Source organism: Nocardiopsis metallicus, assembly GCF_014201115.1.
Lineage (GTDB): Bacteria > Actinomycetota > Actinomycetes > Streptosporangiales > Streptosporangiaceae > Nocardiopsis > Nocardiopsis metallicus.
In genome coordinates this window covers 3,938,554-3,955,240 of sequence record NZ_JACHDO010000001.1, presented here as the reverse complement: position 1 = coordinate 3,955,240, position 16,687 = coordinate 3,938,554, and the positions used below count along the sequence as shown (strand labels likewise).

Genomic DNA, 16,687 nt, shown 5'->3' with positions numbered 1-16,687 from the left:
GGGCGGCGCTGGTTTCGCCTCTGGCGGCAAGACCAAGGGGGACGCGCGCTCGGAGGTAACGGAACACCCTCGTCGGAGTTCATCATGGGGGCATGACCTTCTCCGACTCCGACGAACGCTTCCTCGCGGCCACCACTGACCGTCTCGCCGCCCTGCCCGGGGTCGAGGCGGTCAGTCTCGGCGGTTCGCGCGCACAGGGTACGCACCGGCCGGACAGCGACTGGGATCTCGCCGTCTACTACCGGGGATCCAAGGGCGAGTTCACCCCGCGGGCCCTCCGGGACGTCGGTTGGGAGGGTGAGGTCTCGGAGTTCGGCGGCTGGAGCGAGGGCGTGTTCAACGGCGGGGCCTGGCTGCGGATCGACGGTCGCCCGGTGGACGTCCACTACCGCGACCTCGACTCGGTGGAACACGAACTGGCCGAGGCCGAACAGGGCCGCTTCCGGGTCGAGCCGCTCATGTTCCACCTGGCGGGCGTCCCCACCTACCTGGTGGTGGCCGAGCTCGCCCTGGGCCGGGTGCTGGTCGGTGACCTGCCCCGGCCCGGGTACCCGGGCCGGTTGCGCCGCAGCGCCCCTCCCCGTTGGCGCGGGTTCGCCTCCGCCAACCTCGCCTACGCCGAGCGCAACCACGCCCCGTACGGCCGGGTGGCCCAGTGCGCGGGGCTGGTCGCCCAGGCCGCGTCCCAGGCGGCGCACGCCCTCCTGGCCGCACGCGGCGAGTGGGTGACCAACGACAAGACCCTGCTGGCCCGAGCCGGGATGGAGGAGGTGGACTTCGTGGTCGCCGGGATGACCGCTGATCCGCGGGACCTTCTCGCGGCGGTCGCCGAGACGGGGCGGATCATCGCGGGAGCCCGCTGAACCAGCCAGGTCAGCGGCGCCGACCGGCAAGCCGGAGCAGGAAGAGCTTGCCAGGAGCCTTGTCCGTCTCCTCGGGGGCGTTCGCACCCTGCTGGCCGGAACCCGGCTCCTCGGCGGGTTCCGGGGCTTGTCCTGACAGAGGGGTTGAATCTAGAGTTAGTGAGTGCCCACTCACTTTTAGGAGAGCCCTCGTGAACCCCACCGCGACCAACAGCGCGCCCTCGCCCCCCTTCGGCCGTCGCCCCAGAACGACCGTCGCCGTCGTCGCCACCCTCGTCCTGGCCCTCGAACTCGCGGCCACCCTCGCCACCCTCGACGGTGACCCTTTCGCCCCGGTTTCCGGCTGGGGCGCCACCAGGCCAGCGGACGCCCTCACCCTCGCGCTGGTGGTCGTCGGCTGCTCAGCCCTGTACTGGTGCCGTACCCGGCCGCTCACCGCCCTGGGCGCCGCCACCGCCGCCTACGCAGCCTTCATGCTGCTGGGCCACGAACTCGGCCTCTTCCTCGCGCCGATGACCGCCCTCTACGCGGCCGCCGTCCTGGGCGCCGCCAGGATCGGAGCCCTGGCCGCGGGCCTGACCGCCTACGCCGCCTCCCTGTACTGGGTGTTCGAGCGCACCACGGCCGTCCACGACTCCGGTGCGGCACTTCTCGCCTGGGTCGCCTTCTCCGCCGTGATAGGTGTGTTCCTCGCCGGTCCCTACGTCGCCGGTGAGCTGGTCCGACTGCGCCGCCTGCTCGCCGTCGGCCCCGGCCCGGCCCCCGCACAGCACGCAGCCACCGCATAGGAGCCCCATGGACGACGGCCAGACCAGGAAACGCCGCCCCCGGTCGACGGCGGCCCGGACCCGCCAGCACCTCCTGGACACCGCCGCCGAGGTCATGGAGCGCCTGGGCCTGGCCAACGCCACCACCAAGGAGATCGCCCGCGCCTCCGGCTACTCCGAGGCGACCCTGTACAAGCACTTCGCCGACAAGTCGGAGCTGTTCCTGGAGGTCCTGCGGCACCGCTTCCCGACGTTCGCCGCCGACCTCGCCGCACTGCCCGAACGCGTGGGCCGCGACGGAGTGCGCGACACCCTGGTCGGCATCGTGCTCGGTGCCGTCCCCTTCTTCCGGCACGGATCGCCCATGCTCGGCTCCCTCTTCGCCGAACCGGACCTGCTCCGCCGCCATCGCGAGGGGCTGAGCGCCCACGGGGCCGGGCCGCTCAACGTCAACCGGGCGGTCGCCGCCTACCTGGCGGCCGAGCGGGACCTGGGCCGGGTCGACTCTCGCACCGACCCGGACGCGGCGGCGGCGCTACTGGTCGGTGCCTGTTTCCAGCGCGGCTTCTTCGAGGCCTTCTCCCAGGGCACCGGGGACCTGCCACCGCTGGACCGCTTCGCCGCCGACCTCGTGGAGGCACTGGCGGTCGTCGCCTCCGATGAACCCGGTGGTCGGGCCGGCTCCGGCGGGCACAGCTGAGGGGAGGGGCGCCCGGGCACCCCTCCCCTGGGGTCACGCGTTCCCGGCCGGGGCGCAGCGGATCAAGGAGCTGACGGCCGGGAGCGCCGCCGCACCTACTTCTCCCAGGTCAGGTTCACCACAGCGCTGATGGTGTCGTAACCGGCCCGCTCGAACGCCTTGGCCATGGGGACGTTCCCGACGTCCGTGGCGGCCCGGATGTTCGGCACGCCCTCCTCGGCCAGGACACGGGTGCCCTCGGCGAGCAGGTCGTCGATGTAGCCGTGGCCGCGGTGCTCGGGAAGCACCGCGATGTAGGCGATGATCGGGTGGTAGGCGTTACGCGCCGGGATCACGAAGCCCACCGGTTCGCCGTCCGGGAGCGTCGCCACCCGCCACCAGGTCCGGGGGGTGTCGTAGTTGGCGAACTCGTCGGCGAAGTTGGCCGCGGCGACCTCCTCGGCGGACCTCTCCTGGAGGTCGAGCCGGTCGTGGGCGTCCAGGGTGCCGTCCAGGGCCCGGGCCATGAGACCGAGGATGTCCTCGGTGCTCTCGATCCCGCGGAACCGCAGGCGGTCACTGGGCCGGGGGACCGGGTACCCGGCGAACCACTCGTAGCGCAGGCGCTCGACAAGCGGGACGGCTCCCGAGCGCTCGACCGCGCGCACACGGTCCTCCACCATGCGGCGGGTGCTCTCGTCCGCACGCCAGTCGGCGGGTACGAAGCGCAGGAACTCGGGCGGGGGAGTGCCCTGGGCGACGGGGACACCGTCGGGGAACAAGGCCGCGTTGGCGGTGCGCAGCAGCTGTTCGGCCACGGCGCAACGGTCGACGTCGTGGGCGCTGTCGTCCACGTCGATCAGGTCCAGCAGGAAGGGTGCGTCGTCCTGGGGACGGCACCACCAGGACAGTCGGGCCAGGAGGCGATCGCCGTCCAGGGCCATCCACATCCAGGAGGGGCGGCGGCGCCCCCGGGCGAGGTCGTCGGCCAGCTCGTCGTTCTGCACATAGGGCAGCCGGTTGAAGAGCTCCAGCTCCTCGGGGCCGGTGATGGAGCGAAAGACCAGGTTGTTCGGAAGAACGGTCAAGGCAGCACTTTCGGTGTGTGCGCCCGCCAACCGGGGGCAGCGGTGGTCGCGGACCCGGGAGGACACGGGCGCGGTGATCACGGGGAACATCGGATGTGCCTCCTCTCTCGTCGTCGCCGTACCGGGGGCGGTGACGGCCCCGGTATTTATAGCGGCGGGCGCTGCGGCCCCGCAAGCCCTTTTCCGCGGCGCTCCCTCACCCCCGGGAGTTCTCCGAACCCGTACGGAACGAACGGGTCACCAGCAGGGTGAGCACCCCGGCGAGCAGTCCCCAGAAGGCCGAGCCCACCCCGAACAGCGTGAAGCCCGAGGCCGTCGCCAGGAAGGTCACCACGGCGGCCTCCCGGGAGCCCTCGTCCGAGACCGCGGCGGCCAGCGAACCACCGATCGTGCCCAGCAGCCCCAACCCGGCGATGGCCAGCACCAGGGTCGAGGGCAGGGTGGCCAGCAGGGAGGCCACGGTCGCACCGAACACCCCGACACACAGGTAGAAGACCCCGGCCCACACCCCGGCCAGATACCGGCGCTCCCGGTCCGGGTGGGCCTGCGGGCCCGTACAGATCGCCGCGGTGATCGCGGCCAGGTTCATCCCGTAGCACCCGAACGGCGCCAGGACCAGGTTGGCCGCCCCGGTCCACCCGATCACCGGAGAGATCGGCACCCGGTAGCCGTCGCCGCGCAGCACCGCCACCCCGGGCAGGTTCTGCGAGGCCATGGTCACCACGAACAGCGGCAGGCCGACGCTGACCAGCACCTGCCAGGAGAACTCGGGCGCGACGAACTCCGGGGAGGCCAGCGCCAGTTCCACCGACCCCAACCGCAGCGACCCCTGGGCGGCGGCCACCGCGCCGCCGGTGAGCAGGGACAGCAGGACCGCGTACCGGGGCAGCCACCTGCGGCACAGCAGGTAGGCCGCGAACATCGCGAACACCACCGCGAAGTCGCCCTCCATGCTGGTGAACAGCCCGATCCCGAACTGCAGCAAAACGCCCGCCAGCAGCCCGGCGGCCAACGGCACCGGGATCCGGTCCATCACCCGCTCGAACCAGCCGGTCACCCCGCTCAGCGTGATCAGGACGGCCGAGAACAGGAAGGCACCCACGGCCTGGGCCATGCCCACCCCGTCCAGGCCGACCGCCAGCAGGGCCGCACCCGGAGTCGACCAGGCGGTCACCACGGGGGCCCTGTAACGCAGGGACAGGCCCACACAGGTCACGGCCATGCCCACGCCCAGTGCGAGCATCCACGAGGCGATCTGCCCGGGCGAGGCCCCGGCGGCCTCGGCGGCGGTGAACACGATCGCCGCCGAGCTGGTCACCCCGACCAGGACCGCGATGAGGCCCGCGGTCACGGCGGAGAGGGGGGCAGCGTGCTGGACGCTCCGGACGAGGGTTCTCATGGCGAACCATCCTGTCGTCCCATCACTGGGCCCCGATCACCGGGGCCGGGTCTGCCGGCACTGCCCGGGCCGCGTAGCGGGTGTGGCGGGGATCGCGGGGGCGGACGCGGAGTCGTCCACAGGCCGGGAACAAACCATTCGACCCCTGCCGTGGACCGGGTGATGATGTCCCCATGGACCGAACCTTCGACCAACTCCTCGACGAGGCCGTCAACGAACCGACCGAAGGCTGGGACTTCTCCTGGTTCGAGGGCCGGGCCACCGAGCAGCGGCCCTCCTGGGGCTACCAGCGCCTCATGGGTGAACGGATGGCCCGGGCCACCGCCGCCCTCGACATCCAGACCGGCGGTGGCGAGGTCCTGGCGGGGATCCCCGCACACCCGCCGCTGACCGTCGCCACCGAGGCGTATCCGCCCAACGTCACCAAGGCCACCCGCCTGCTGCACCCCCGAGGGGTGGCCGTCGTCGCCGACCCCGACGAACCCCCGCTGCCCTTCGCCGACGCCTCGTTCGACCTGGTCGTGTGCCGCCACCCGGTCACCGTCTGGTGGAACGAGATCGCCCGCGTCCTCGCCCCCGGCGGTACCTACCTGGCACAGCACGTCGGGCCGTCGAGCGCGGCCGAGCTGTACGAGTACTTCCTCGGGCCGCAGTCCGACGAGGACAACAACGTCCGCCACCCGGACCACGACCGGGCCGGGGCCGAGGCCGCGGGGCTGGAGGTCGTCGACCTCAGGGCGGAACGGCTCCGACTGGAGTTCCACGACGTCGGCACGGTCGTGTACTTCCTGCGCAAGGTCGTGTGGATGGTCCCCGGTTTCACCGTGGACGAGTACCTGGACCGGCTACGGGAACTGCACGAACAGATCGAGGAGCGGGGCCCGTTCGTCGCACACTCCGCGCGCCACCTGATCGAGGCCCGCAGGCCTGAGTGAGGACGCGAAGGGCGGGCCGCAAACGAGTCCGGGACGAGGCCCGCCGATGACGCCCGCGCCGCCGACGGGTCCCCGTGACCCGCCGACCGCGCGGAGGAAACAGGGGTCAGCCCTTGGCGGTGACGTGCTGGACGACCTCGAAGCCCCAGATCTCACTGTTGGTCGCCGCCGGACCGCCGTGCCCGCCGTGGGCGTGGCCGTCCTTCCTGGCGTCGGCCGCTGCCTGGGCGTGACCCTTCTTGAAGGCCTGCCCGCTCACCCAGTTCTGGAAGTCCTCCTCGGACCGCCAGCGGGTGTACACCAGGTACTTGTCGGTACCCTCGACCGGGCGCAGAAGCTGGAACTCCTCGAACCCCTCCTGGTTCTCCACGAGCCCCGCGCGCTTGGCGAAACGCTCCTCCAGAGTGGAACCCTCCCCTTCCGGGACGGTCAGGACGTTGAACTTGACGACACTGGTCACGCGTGTACCTCCGGTCGGATCCACATCTGCCAAGGCCAACCTAAGGGACCCGTTCGGCCCGGCCGCACCAGGCTCCCCGCCGATGCGCCCGCCGTCGGCGGCCTCCCTCGCGGGCCCCGGCCGTCGGGGACGAGCCGCCCCGGGGCCGCCAGCGGTCAGCTCCCGGACACCCGGTCCACCCACTCCGCCAAGTCGCCGATGACCTGCGCCCGGTTGGTCTCGTTGAGCACCTCGTGCCGGGCGCCCGGGTAGGTGCGGTAGACGAGGTCCGCGACACCCGCCTTGCGGTAGCGCTCGACCAGGGCGTCGCTGAACTCCAACCGGTGGTTGAGCGGGTCGTGCTCCCCGACCAGTACGTACAGGGGCAGGTCCGTGCGCGCCCCCGACGGGTCCGTGAGCGGTCCGAAGGCCGCTGTGGCCAGCCCCACCAGCGCCTCCTCGTCGAGCGCGAACCCGCACAGGGGGTCCGCGACGTACAGGTCCACCTGCTCCTCGTCCCGGCTGAGCCAGTCCGCGGTGGTCCGGACCGGCTGGAAGGGAGCGTTGAACACCTCGTTGAGGTCACTGGTACCGGGCGGGACCGAACCCAGGAACAGGTCCACGGCGGTGGTACCGCTGAGCGCCGCACCGGTGAGCAGGTCGGCGTGTTCGAGCAGGTACTGCTGGGTGGCGAAGGAACCCAGGCTGTGCCCGATGAGCACCAGCGGCAGACCGGGATGGCGCTCGCGCAGGATCCGGGAGAGCGCGGCCATGTCGGCGACCAGCAGGTTCCAGCCGTCCGCGCCCAACTGGCCGGGTTCGGCGTGGATGGTGGCCCCGTGGCCCCGGTGGTCGTTGGCGTAGACCGCGTACCCGCGCTCGTTGAGCGCCCGTGCCAGGGGAGCGTAGCGCTGGGCGTGCTCGCCCATGCCGTGGGCCAACTGGACCACACCGCGCGGCGGGCCGTCCGGCTGCCACTCGTGGACGTGCACGGTGAGGCCGTCGCTGCTGTCGAAGGTGAACATCGTTCTCCCGGAGTGGATGACGGAGCTATGGGCCCGGGGGCGCGGGAGGCCCGTGTGCACCGATTGTGCCCCGCTTCGCCTCTTCTGCCCAGTAGAGCGGTGCGTCCGGCCGGGCGGCGCGCTCAGCCGGGCTCGCGTGGCAGGCGCCGCCGCATCCGCCCCGCGTCACCTGAGGCCGTGTTTGCGCGCCACGATCCGCAGCATCGCGGCTCGGGGCAGCAGACGGCGCAGCGCGAACACGAGCGGTGCGTTGCTGCCCACCGCGTACAGCGGATGCGGCCGCTTCGCCTCGATGGCGCCGACCACGGTCCGCGCCACCCGCTCCGCCGAGATCCCCTTGGCCTCGTTGGCGTTGAGCGAGTCCACCATGGTCTGGTACTCCTCCCGGAACGCAGAGCGCTCTCCCACGTACTGGGTGCGGCGCTCACTGATCCCGGTGTTGATCGAACCCGGTTCCACCGTGGTCACACCCACCCCGAACGGCGACACCTCGCGTCGAACCGCGTCGGAGAACCCCTTCATCGCCGCCTTGGACGCCACGTACGAGGACCGGTAGGCCAGCGGGAAACTCGCCAGCATCGAACCCACCATGACCACGCGCCCGTACCCGCGCGCCCGCATCCCCGGCAGAAGCAGCTGGGTGAGCCGGACCGCGCCGAACACGTTCAGCCGGAACACCCGTTCCACGGCGTCCATGGGCAGTTCCTCGACCGGCCCGTTCTGGCTCTCACCCGCGTTGTTGACCAGTACGTCCACCTCGCCAGCGGCCTCGGCGCAGGCCGCCACGGAGTCGTAGTCGGTCAGGTCCAGGGCCAGGTACTCGACCCCGGGCACCCGTGCGCTGACGGTCTCGGGGTTCCGGCTGGTGCCGAAGACGCGGTAACCGCGCTCGACCAGGGCGGCGGCGACGGCCGCCCCGATCCCGGAGGAGGCTCCGGTGACCAGGGCGGTGCGACCGGGCGCGGGGGCGGAGGGGGCCATGGGGCGTCCTTCGAGTCAGGGGCGGGTGGGACCGAAGCGCACACCACAGTAGTTGAACCCCGCTCAACGACTTCGTGCCGGGAAGCTCGTCCGGACAAGGCCCCTACGACGCCCTGAAGGCATCCTGGCCGCCCTGGACGGTGGGGTCCGGTCCGGGCGGCCAGGGCGGGGTTCGAGCCGGTCGGGTTCTCCCGCCTGAGGTGAGCGGGCACTTCGAGAGCTTCCGTCGGACGTCAGTCCTGGTCGTGCTTCTCCAGGACCAGCGAGAGTCCGGCACCCAGCAGCCACAGGTCCTTGGACAGGGGCGTGCCCTCCTCGGTGGGGGCCAGGCTGCCGGGTTTGCGCATCCCGGGGGTGCGGAGGTAGAGGCCGAGCAGCCCGGCGGCGAAGGCGCTCAGCCCGGCCCCCGCGAGCTTGCTCGGCACCAGCGGCACCAGCAGTGCGGTGCCCAGGGTGATCTCCCCGGCGGACAGGAGCCGGGTGAAGGTGACCGGGTCGAGCTTGTCCAGGAACGGGTACGTGCCGACCGCCATCTGGTGGAGTCCCATCGCGGTGTCCTCGTCAGCGCCGCGTTTGCTCAGCCCTGAGTTGAGGACGAAGGCGCCGGTGGCGGCGCGCAGGACCATTTGGTGCGGTCTGACGGGCGGCTTCATGTGAGCTCCAGGTCGAGTCGACAACGTTGATCACTGCAAGTAGTTGAAATGCTACGCCTCGGAGTGGTCGGGTTCTGGTCGCGTCCACCGGGTGTCGACCGTTCGTTCCCATGGAAGGAGGGAGCCCCCTCCCGGAGCCGCGCGGGGCGCGAAACCGATTGTGCTCCTCGCCGGGGCGTGGTTTCTTTCGCGAGACCACCCCAGCGGGAAGGAACCACATGCGCAGAATCATCGTGACCGGCGGCGGTACGGGCATGGGCAGGGCGATCGCCGAACGCCTCGCCAGGGCGGGGGACGAGGTCCACGTCCTCGGACGCCGGAAGGAGGTCCTCGACCGGGTCGCGGCGGAGAACCCCCAGGCGCGGATCATCCCCCTGCCGGTCGACCTCACCGACGAGGACGCCGTCCTGGCCGCGGCCGAACAGCTCTCGGCCGAACCCGTGGACGTCCTGGTCAACAACGCGGGCGGGATCATCAAGGAGACGCCGGTCGACACCAAGGGCACCTTCGACATCTACCGGCGCACCATCGACGCCAACCTGCTGTCCGCGATGATGCTGACCCAGGCGCTCTGGCCCGCCTTCCGGCGCCCGGGCGGCAGGGTCGTCAACATCAGCTCCATCGCCGCGCACCGGGGCGGCGGCGACGCCTACGCGGCGGCCAAGGCGGGACTGTGCGGTTGGGGGATCGACCTCGCCAAACGGGGCGGCCCCGACGGCATCACCGTCAACACCCTCACCCCCGGCTACGTGCAGGACACCGAGTTCTTCACCAAGGAGGGCCGCTCGGGCAGGCACGACACGCTCGCCGCCGAGACCATGGTCGGCCGGGCGGGTACCCCCGACGACGTGGCCGCGGTGGTGGAGTTCCTCGCCTCGCCCGAGGCCTCCTGGACCACCGGTCAGGTGCTGGGCGTCAACGGCGGGGCGCTTCCCGGTCACTGACCCGCGAGGCGGGGCGCCGTCCGTCTCCGCGACGGGTCCCGGCCTGCCGCCGTCGCGGCGCGCGCCGCGACGGCGTTCGTTCCGCGGCGGCTTCTCCGTGCGCCGAGCCGTCCTAGGGTCGTGCCCATGACCAACACACCCCCGGTCCCCGCCTCGCGAGGATCACCCCCGACAACGTCCACGCCGCCTGCGGACTGCGCGTCCACCCGAACCAGGAACGCTTCGTCGCCCCGGTCGAGAGATCCCTGGCGGAGGCCTACGCGGCCGGTCCGGACATCGCCTGGCCCCGGCTGTTCACGAACGGTCATGAGGTGGTCGGCTTCGTCATGGGAGGCTTCGACCCCGCCGCTGAGACGGAGGCCTTCCGTTGTGGAATCTGGCGGCTGAACGTGTCCGCGCGGCACCAGGGTCGGGGCTACGGCAGGTTCGCCGTGGCAGCGGTGGCCGCGGAGGCCCGCCGCCGCGGACAGGACCGGCTCACCGTTCTGTGGGTCCCTGGAGAAGACGGCCCCGAGGGCTTCTACACGGGCCTCGGCTTCCGGCCGACCGGCCAGGTGCTGGGAGACCAGGTGGTCGGGGAGATGTTCCTGAGCTGATCGCCCGAGAGCACGGGGGCGCGGACGAGGCGACCACCCGTGTCACCGACACTGGGAACCCGGCTCCGACGCGACTCCGGTCGCGTGGCCGTCGGTCGACTCACACCATCCGGGAGGACACGTGGCCGCACCCGCCGACGCCGAGTCCGACGTCGTCGTGATCGGAGGCGGTCCCGCGGGACTGGCCACCGGGTACCACCTCAGCCGCGCGCGGGCCGACTACGTCATCCTCGACGGGCAGCGGGCGCCGGGCGGCTTCTGGGACCGGAGCTGGAGCGGCTACTGGGACTCCCTGCGGCTGATCTCCCCGGCCGAGCACAGCTCCCTGCCGGGCTCGTGGATGCCGACCGAAGCGGGACAGGAACTCCCTTCGGCGGTGCACGTCGCCGAGTATCTGGCCGCGTACGAGCGACGCTACGAACTGCCCGTACGCCGCCCGGTGACCGTTACCGGGGTGCGCCGTGCGGAGGGGGCGCTGGAGGTGGTCGGTTCCACGGGCACCTGGCGTGCCCGGCACGTGGTCAGTGCGACCGGGACCTGGCGCCGGCCGCACACGCCCGACCACCCCGGCCGGGACCTCTTCGAGGGCCGGCAGCTGCACACCGCCGACTACCGGGGCCCGGAGGAGTTCGCCGGGCGCCGGGTGGTGGTCGTGGGCGGCGGTAACTCCGCGGCGCAGCTCCTCGCCGACCTCGCAGAGGTCGCGCACACCACGTGGGTCGCCCGGCGTCCGGTCAGGTTCCTGCCCGACCAGGTGGACGGCCGCGTGCTGTTCGACGAGGCCGCCCGGTACGCCGGGGGCGCGGGACCCGGCCGGGGCGCGGCTCGCCTGGGCGACATCGTCATGGTGCCCAGTGTGCGCCGGGCGCGGGACCGGGGCGTCCTCGTGGCGCGGCCGATGTTCGAGCGGCTCACCCGGACCGGCGCGGTCTGGGCCGACGGCAGCGAACTGGAGGCCGACGCGGTCCTGTGGTGTACCGGGTTCCGGCCTGCCCTGGACCACCTGGCCCCGCTGGAGCTGTTCGACGCGGACGGCCGGATCCCGGTCGAGGGGAACCGCAGCGTCCGGGAACCCCGGCTGCACCTGGTCGGCTACGGAGACTGGACCGGGTTCGGGTCCGACACCCTGGCCGGTGTGGGCCGCTCCGCCGAGGCCGTGGTCGCCCGAGTCATCGAGGACCTTCGAGCGGGGCGGCCGCGTTGACCTGGGAGCGCGTCGCCGATGGCGCCGCCCATCAGGGGGTGGGAGAACTCTCTGTGAAGGATGGGGGAGTGCTCTTCACTCCTCTCCTCCATGCCATCGGCGTCCACGAGCTGCCACGCTGGACGGGGCGCCGGGGTGGCGCGCGGTCGAGGGCCGGGTGAGGGGCAGAGTGGCTGAGCGAGTGGTTCTGGGGATCTGCGGAAGCCTGCGGCAGGGTTCTTACAACGCCGCGCTGTTGCGCCTGGCGGAGCGGGTACGGCCTGAGCTCCGCGTGGTGGGCGCGGACCTGGCGGGGCGGCTGCCCCTGTTCAACCCGGACCTGGAGAACGACGAACAGGCCTGGCCCGAGGCGGTGCGTGAGTTCCGTGCGCGGGTGTCCGAGGCCGACGGAGCGCTGATCGCCACCCCCGAGTACGCGCACGGACCCGCCGGAGTCACGAAGAACGCGATCGACTGGCTAGTGGGTTCGGGCGGCCTGGTCGGCAAACCCACCGTCCTGATGAGCGCTTCGCCGGGGCAGGCGGGTGGGATGCGCGCCCACACCCCGCTGATGCCGACCCTCACCCTGCTCGGGGCGGTGCTCGTGGACTGCGTGGTCGTCTCCCGGGCCGGGGCCCGCACCAACGCTTCGGGGGAGTACGACGAACCGGCGGTGGTGGAGCGTATGGCACTGGCCATGGGTAAGTTCGCGGACGCGCTGTCCTATGCGGACCGCAAGAACACCGGGTTGCCGGATGTGCGATCCTTCAAGGGTTGACCAGTTCCTTTCAGGCTGGTCAGGGTGTGTGCCTTTGGTCACTGGCGCTGGGCGCCCAGGGTAAACCTGATTTAAGGTCGGATAAATAGGAAACTCGGGATGTTCGGCCCGTGTTTCCTGGAACCGCCTGTCCGCAGTACGCAAAGGACCCTCATGCGCCGCGCCACCCTCGCCGTCCCCGCCGCCCTGGCCCTGTTCGCGGCGACCGCCTGCGGCGCCCCCTCCGAGAACGCCTCGGCCGAGGCCAACGGCGAGGACACCCTCGTCGTCGGCGCCACCGCGGTCCCCGCCGGCGACATCCTCGAATTCATCGAAGCCGAGCTGGCCGCCGACGCCGGCCTCGACCTGGAGATCCACGAGTACTCCGACTACATCGCGCCCAACGCCGCACTCGCCGAGGGACAGCTGGACGTCAACCTCTACCAGCACGAACCGTTCCTGCTGGAGTACAACGAGGGCAACGGCACCGACCTCGTCGCCGTCGAGCAGATCTACCTTCCTCCGCTCGGCCTGTACTCCAACGTCGTCGACGACACCGACGACCTAGAGGAGGGGGCCGAGGTGGCCCTGCCCAACGACCCCACCAACGAGTTCCGCGCGCTGCTCCTGCTGGAGGAGGGCGGCCTGATCACCCTCGCCGAGGGGATCGACGAGTCCGCCTTCAGCCTTGACGACATCGAGGAGAACCCGCTCGACCTCCGGTTCCGCCAGGTGGAGGCGGCACAGCTGCCCCGCTCCCTGGACGACGTCGACGCCGCGATCGTCAACAACAACTACGCCCAGGAAGCGGGCCTGGACTTCGAGGAGGACTCGATCCTGCTCGAGGGGTTCGAGGGCAACCCCTACGTGAACGTCCTCGCCGCCCGCGCCGACAACACCGACGACCCGCGTATCGCCACCCTCGTCGAACTGCTGACCTCCCCGGAAACGGTCCAGTTCATCGAGGAGGAGTACCAGGGCAGCGTCATCCCCGCCACCGCCGGCTAACGGCGGGCGCGGTGGGCGCTCACCGGTGCGCAGAGCGCTCTCGGCCTATCCCCCGGCAGAAGGTCCGGCCCCGGCGGAATCCGCCGGGGCCGGACCTTCGCGCGTACGCAGCGGGGGGAGGCCGGGGGTCAGGGGCGGGAGAGGAAGGCGTCCAGCGCGCCGAGCCAGGCCTCCGCCCGGTCCAGGTGCGCCATGTGCCCGGCACCCTCCAACACCACCGCCTCGGCGGTCGGCAGGAACTCGGCCGCTCGCTCGGCGAAGGAGGCGGGGAAGGTCATGTCCTCCCTGCCGTGCAGGAACAGCAGGGGAGCGCCGAGCGCCCGCAACCGTTCGGGGCCCTCCGGCGGCCTGGGCGAGTCCAGTGTTCCGGCGAGGAATCCGGGCACCCACTCGGCGGACCAGGAGACACGGTCGAGCAGGGCGAGGTAGGCGGGCAGCCGCTCCGGGACACGGACACTGGCCGGAGCCCCCGCGACGGCGGCCTCCCGGACCAGGTCGGGGCCGGTCAGAGCGGACTCGGCCCACACACGGGCCTCGGTCGTGCGCAGGACGTCCCGTTCGGGCCAGGGCCCGAAGTCGGCGTCGGTGACCGGCCACAGGGTGCTGGACGCGATCGCCGTCCGCCGCACCCGGTCCGGGGCGGAGAGCAGGACGCGCTGGGCGATCTGCCCGCCGGTGGAGAACCCGAGCAGGTCGAACCGGTCCAGGCCGAGCCGGTCGGCCAGGATGACCAGGTCGTCGGCGGCGGCCCGGAAGGAGTAACCGCCGGCCCCCAGGCCCCTGGTCGACCGCCCGCACCCCCGCAGGTCCGGCAGGATCACGCGGCGGCCCAACCGGTCCAGGGGTTGGCGCAGGTAGCTGTGGTCCCAGTCGGGCCCGCCGTGGACCACCAACAACGGTATGCCGTCGGGGGGTCCCAGGAACGAGCAGAACAGACTGACCTCGGGGTGCTCCCGGACGGTGATGAATTCTCCCATGCCCCGAGTCTTGCAGCGGGAGACCTGCCCGGAGCCGAAAGGCGGAGCGCCCTCCGCGGGACGGGAGGGCGCTCCGTCGGTTACCAGGCGTCGAAGGTGGCTCCCCCGTCCGTGGAGCGGGCCGCGTGGAGGTCGGCCACCACGATCAGCTGGTCCTCGTCGGCGTGCAGCGCCTCCGGGTTGCCCGGCAGCTCACCGGTGCGCTCCCAGGTACCACCGGCGTCGGTGCTCCGGTACACGCCGCCGTCCACCGCCACCCCGAACACCGTCTCGCCTCCGGGCACCCAGTCGACCAGGGCCAGCGGGGGAGCGCCCTCCACGACTGCGAAGTCGGCACCGCCGTCCGTTGAGCGAACCGGTCCCCGACCGGTGGTGGCGACGACGGTGCTCCCGTCGTCGGACACGGCCAGGTCGAAGGCCTCCACGTCCGGTGCCAGGTCGGTCCAGGTCGCCCCGTCCTCGGTGGAGCGGAGCACACCGTCGAACCCGACCACCAGGTCACCGGCGGAGGCCAGCGCGTGGAAGTCGGACTCGCCCGCCAGGGACAGAGCCTCCCAGCTTCCGCCGCCGTCGCGGGTCTCGATCAACCCGACCGGGTCGGGCATCTCGGTGTCCCCTTCGGGGTGCCCACTGGCCAGGTAGTGGTCCGGGCCCCGGACGGTGAAGCCCATCAGGTCGATCGCCGGTCCGACGTGCGCGGGTACCGTCGCCTCACGGGTCAGCCGGTCGGGGGCGGGCACCGTGAACAGGCCCGCGTGCGAGGCCACCAGGACCTTGCCGGACCCGGGGTCGACCCCGACCCCGTGCACGTGCTGGGCCTCCTCGGGCAGGGGCACACCGACGGTGTTCGCCACCCCCTCCGCGTCCGCCCCGGCCTGTGCGTGCACGCTCTCCTCCGGTTCCGCGCACGCCGCGGCGACGGCGAGCAGACCCGTCGCGGCCAGCACGCTGAGTGTTCGGGTGCGTGTTCGTGTTCGGCTTCGCATGGTTCTCTTCCGGCCTCTCGGATGACGCCTTGATCTCATACGGGGGCGGGGGCCGGTACCCCCGCACCGGCCCCCTGGCGATCCCGGGACCTAGTGACCCGAGTGGTCGCCGTCGTCGGTGGCGTCCTCGCCCGGCCCCTCGGCGCCGGACTCCTCGGTACCGGAATCCTCGACACCCAGCATCTCGTTCATCTGCTCGATCTCGTCCTCCTGAGCGGCGATGATCTCCTCGGCCAGCTCACGGGCCTCGGGGTTGACCCCCTCGGCGAGCTCGGTGCGGGCCATGTCCACGGCGCCCTCGTGGTGCAGGACCATGAACTCCAGGAACAGGGTGTCGAACTCCTCCCCCTCGGCGGCCTCCAGCTGGGACATCTGCTCCTCGGAGAGCATCCCGTCCATCTGGGAGTGGTCCATTCCGTGCTCCACCTCGGCACCCCAGGCGTCGAGCAGCGTCTCCATCTGTTCGATCTCCGGCCCCTGGGCGGCACGGATCTCCTCGGCCAGGGCCCGTACCTCCGAACCCGCGCGGGTGTCGGCGAGGTCGGCCATGTCGACGGCCTGCTCGTGGTGGGGGATCATCATCTGCGCGAAGTGCACGTCAGCGTCGTTGAACTCGGCGGTCTGCTCCGCGCTCTCCGGGGTTGTGGTCACGGAGTCCTCGTCGCCGCCGTTCCCGCAGGCCGCGGCGAACAGGGCGGTGGCGAAGGCGGCCGTGGCCGCGGTCAGGACTCGCTTCTTCAGGGCACGCTCGAACGAGGTCATGGTGACCTTTCCTCTCTTGGGATCTGCGCCGCGTCGACTCCGGGTCCGACGCGGCCGTCTGTGCTGCGAAGCGCGCTGCCGACACGCGGGTGCCGGGGCGCGCGGGCATCTAGACGCGCAGCACCTGTAAACGGGAGAGGGAGGGTTCGTCCGGGGCGGGGAAGGGCGGCCGAACCGGGAACAGGGCCGGACCGGCTGTGTCCGCGGGGGTTCCGGGCCAGCGCAGGAAGGCGCCGGGGGCCACGCCCAGCAGAACGGCGACGAAGGCACCCAGGGTCGGGCAGACCGAGGTCGGGTCCAGCTCGGGGAGCGATAGGGCGCTCTCCGGCGCCGCCGAGTACGCGCCGGTGGAGTAGGTACTACCAGCCGAGTGGGCCCCGGCCGAGTGCGCACCGGATGAATGGGCGCCGGACGAGGCGTGTGCCCCGTGCTGGACGTGGCCCAGGGTGTGCATGGATCCGAACCCGAGCAGCAGCACGGTGATCAGCAGGATCCGCGTCAGGGCGGATCCCGTGCGGCTGCGGCGCGGCTCGGACTGCGACATGTGCGCCAGCGTACCCCTACCCCGAGGGGGTAATCGACCAGGGTGTCCGGTCGGGGTGCGGGTCTTCGCTGCCGGAGCCGCCGCACCTTTCCGGAGCCCTT

Annotated in this window: 19 protein-coding genes; 9 read left to right on the top strand and 10 right to left on the bottom strand. The window is 71.9% G+C overall.

What is annotated here, in order from left to right:
• Positions 1 to 92 precede the first annotated feature (92 nt).
• From HNR07_RS17235 to HNR07_RS17225, 3 genes are all read left to right on the top strand, one after another.
• Positions 93 to 863, top strand: coding sequence for a nucleotidyltransferase domain-containing protein (locus tag HNR07_RS17235; protein WP_184365866.1), 771 nt, complete (start codon positions 93 to 95; stop codon positions 861 to 863).
• Positions 864 to 1,054: 191 nt separating this feature from the next.
• Positions 1,055 to 1,651 (top strand): hypothetical protein, encoded by a 597-nt coding sequence (locus HNR07_RS17230; protein ID WP_184365865.1) that lies wholly within the window; start codon positions 1,055 to 1,057, stop codon positions 1,649 to 1,651.
• A 7-nt stretch (positions 1,652 to 1,658) separates the two neighbouring features.
• Positions 1,659 to 2,330: a TetR/AcrR family transcriptional regulator gene (locus HNR07_RS17225; RefSeq protein WP_184365864.1), complete on the top strand. Its 672-nt coding sequence runs from the start codon at positions 1,659 to 1,661 to the stop codon at positions 2,328 to 2,330.
• A gap of 95 nt (positions 2,331 to 2,425) precedes the next feature.
• Here HNR07_RS17225 and HNR07_RS17220 read toward each other — a convergent pair whose 3' ends face one another.
• Both HNR07_RS17220 and HNR07_RS17215 read right to left on the bottom strand, forming a co-directional pair.
• Positions 2,426 to 3,397, bottom strand: coding sequence for a GNAT family N-acetyltransferase (locus tag HNR07_RS17220; protein ID WP_184365863.1), 972 nt, complete (start codon positions 3,395 to 3,397; stop codon positions 2,426 to 2,428).
• A 196-nt stretch (positions 3,398 to 3,593) separates the two neighbouring features.
• Positions 3,594 to 4,796: a benzoate/H(+) symporter BenE family transporter gene (locus HNR07_RS17215; protein WP_184365862.1), complete on the bottom strand. Its 1,203-nt coding sequence runs from the start codon at positions 4,794 to 4,796 to the stop codon at positions 3,594 to 3,596.
• 173 nt (positions 4,797 to 4,969) lie between these two features.
• Between HNR07_RS17215 and HNR07_RS17210 the strand changes: the two genes are divergently transcribed.
• Positions 4,970 to 5,731: a class I SAM-dependent methyltransferase gene (locus HNR07_RS17210; RefSeq protein WP_184365861.1), complete on the top strand. Its 762-nt coding sequence runs from the start codon at positions 4,970 to 4,972 to the stop codon at positions 5,729 to 5,731.
• Positions 5,732 to 5,837: 106 nt separating this feature from the next.
• Here HNR07_RS17210 and HNR07_RS17205 read toward each other — a convergent pair whose 3' ends face one another.
• The 4 genes from HNR07_RS17205 to HNR07_RS17190 all read right to left on the bottom strand — a co-directional run bounded on the left by HNR07_RS17205 (position 5,838) and on the right by HNR07_RS17190 (position 8,829).
• Positions 5,838 to 6,191, bottom strand: coding sequence for an antibiotic biosynthesis monooxygenase family protein (locus tag HNR07_RS17205; RefSeq protein ID WP_184365860.1), 354 nt, complete (start codon positions 6,189 to 6,191; stop codon positions 5,838 to 5,840).
• Positions 6,192 to 6,346: 155 nt separating this feature from the next.
• Entirely contained in the window at positions 6,347 to 7,195 is an 849-nt protein-coding gene (locus tag HNR07_RS17200; RefSeq protein WP_184365859.1) for an alpha/beta hydrolase, read from the bottom strand.
• A 165-nt stretch (positions 7,196 to 7,360) separates the two neighbouring features.
• The gene (locus HNR07_RS17195; protein WP_184365858.1) at positions 7,361 to 8,176 is read right to left on the bottom strand and encodes an SDR family oxidoreductase; all 816 of its coding nucleotides are present in this window, start codon (positions 8,174 to 8,176) and stop codon (positions 7,361 to 7,363) included.
• A 233-nt stretch (positions 8,177 to 8,409) separates the two neighbouring features.
• Positions 8,410 to 8,829 (bottom strand): hypothetical protein, encoded by a 420-nt coding sequence (locus tag HNR07_RS17190; protein WP_184365857.1) that lies wholly within the window; start codon positions 8,827 to 8,829, stop codon positions 8,410 to 8,412.
• 218 nt (positions 8,830 to 9,047) lie between these two features.
• Between HNR07_RS17190 and HNR07_RS17185 the strand changes: the two genes are divergently transcribed.
• The 5 genes from HNR07_RS17185 to HNR07_RS17165 all read left to right on the top strand — a co-directional run bounded on the left by HNR07_RS17185 (position 9,048) and on the right by HNR07_RS17165 (position 13,317).
• Positions 9,048 to 9,773, top strand: a complete 726-nt coding sequence (locus tag HNR07_RS17185; protein ID WP_184365856.1) for an SDR family NAD(P)-dependent oxidoreductase — start codon at positions 9,048 to 9,050, stop codon at positions 9,771 to 9,773.
• A 161-nt stretch (positions 9,774 to 9,934) separates the two neighbouring features.
• Positions 9,935 to 10,369 (top strand): GNAT family N-acetyltransferase, encoded by a 435-nt coding sequence (locus HNR07_RS17180; RefSeq protein WP_184372179.1) that lies wholly within the window; start codon positions 9,935 to 9,937, stop codon positions 10,367 to 10,369.
• Between the two features lie 121 nt (positions 10,370 to 10,490).
• Positions 10,491 to 11,573, top strand: coding sequence for an ArsO family NAD(P)H-dependent flavin-containing monooxygenase (locus HNR07_RS17175; protein WP_184365855.1), 1,083 nt, complete (start codon positions 10,491 to 10,493; stop codon positions 11,571 to 11,573).
• Positions 11,574 to 11,742: 169 nt separating this feature from the next.
• Complete coding sequence (locus HNR07_RS17170; RefSeq protein WP_184365854.1) at positions 11,743 to 12,330, top strand: NADPH-dependent FMN reductase; 588 nt, start codon at positions 11,743 to 11,745, stop codon at positions 12,328 to 12,330.
• Positions 12,331 to 12,483: 153 nt separating this feature from the next.
• Positions 12,484 to 13,317 carry a MetQ/NlpA family ABC transporter substrate-binding protein gene (locus HNR07_RS17165; RefSeq protein WP_184365853.1) on the top strand — a complete coding sequence of 278 codons (834 nt, stop codon included), beginning with the start codon at positions 12,484 to 12,486 and terminating at the stop codon, positions 13,315 to 13,317.
• A gap of 128 nt (positions 13,318 to 13,445) precedes the next feature.
• Here the strand turns inward: HNR07_RS17165 and HNR07_RS17160 are convergent, their stop codons facing one another.
• From HNR07_RS17160 to HNR07_RS17145, 4 genes are all read right to left on the bottom strand, one after another.
• The gene (locus HNR07_RS17160) at positions 13,446 to 14,294 is read right to left on the bottom strand and encodes an alpha/beta fold hydrolase (protein WP_184365852.1); all 849 of its coding nucleotides are present in this window, start codon (positions 14,292 to 14,294) and stop codon (positions 13,446 to 13,448) included.
• 80 nt (positions 14,295 to 14,374) lie between these two features.
• Positions 14,375 to 15,280, bottom strand: coding sequence for a F510_1955 family glycosylhydrolase (locus tag HNR07_RS17155; protein WP_221318853.1), 906 nt, complete (start codon positions 15,278 to 15,280; stop codon positions 14,375 to 14,377).
• A 90-nt stretch (positions 15,281 to 15,370) separates the two neighbouring features.
• The gene (locus HNR07_RS17150; RefSeq protein WP_184365851.1) at positions 15,371 to 16,042 is read right to left on the bottom strand and encodes a DUF305 domain-containing protein; all 672 of its coding nucleotides are present in this window, start codon (positions 16,040 to 16,042) and stop codon (positions 15,371 to 15,373) included.
• 109 nt (positions 16,043 to 16,151) lie between these two features.
• On the bottom strand, positions 16,152 to 16,586 hold the full coding sequence (locus HNR07_RS17145; protein WP_184365850.1) for a DUF6153 family protein: 435 nt from the start codon (positions 16,584 to 16,586) through the stop codon (positions 16,152 to 16,154).
• Between the last annotated feature and the right edge of the window lie 101 nt (positions 16,587 to 16,687).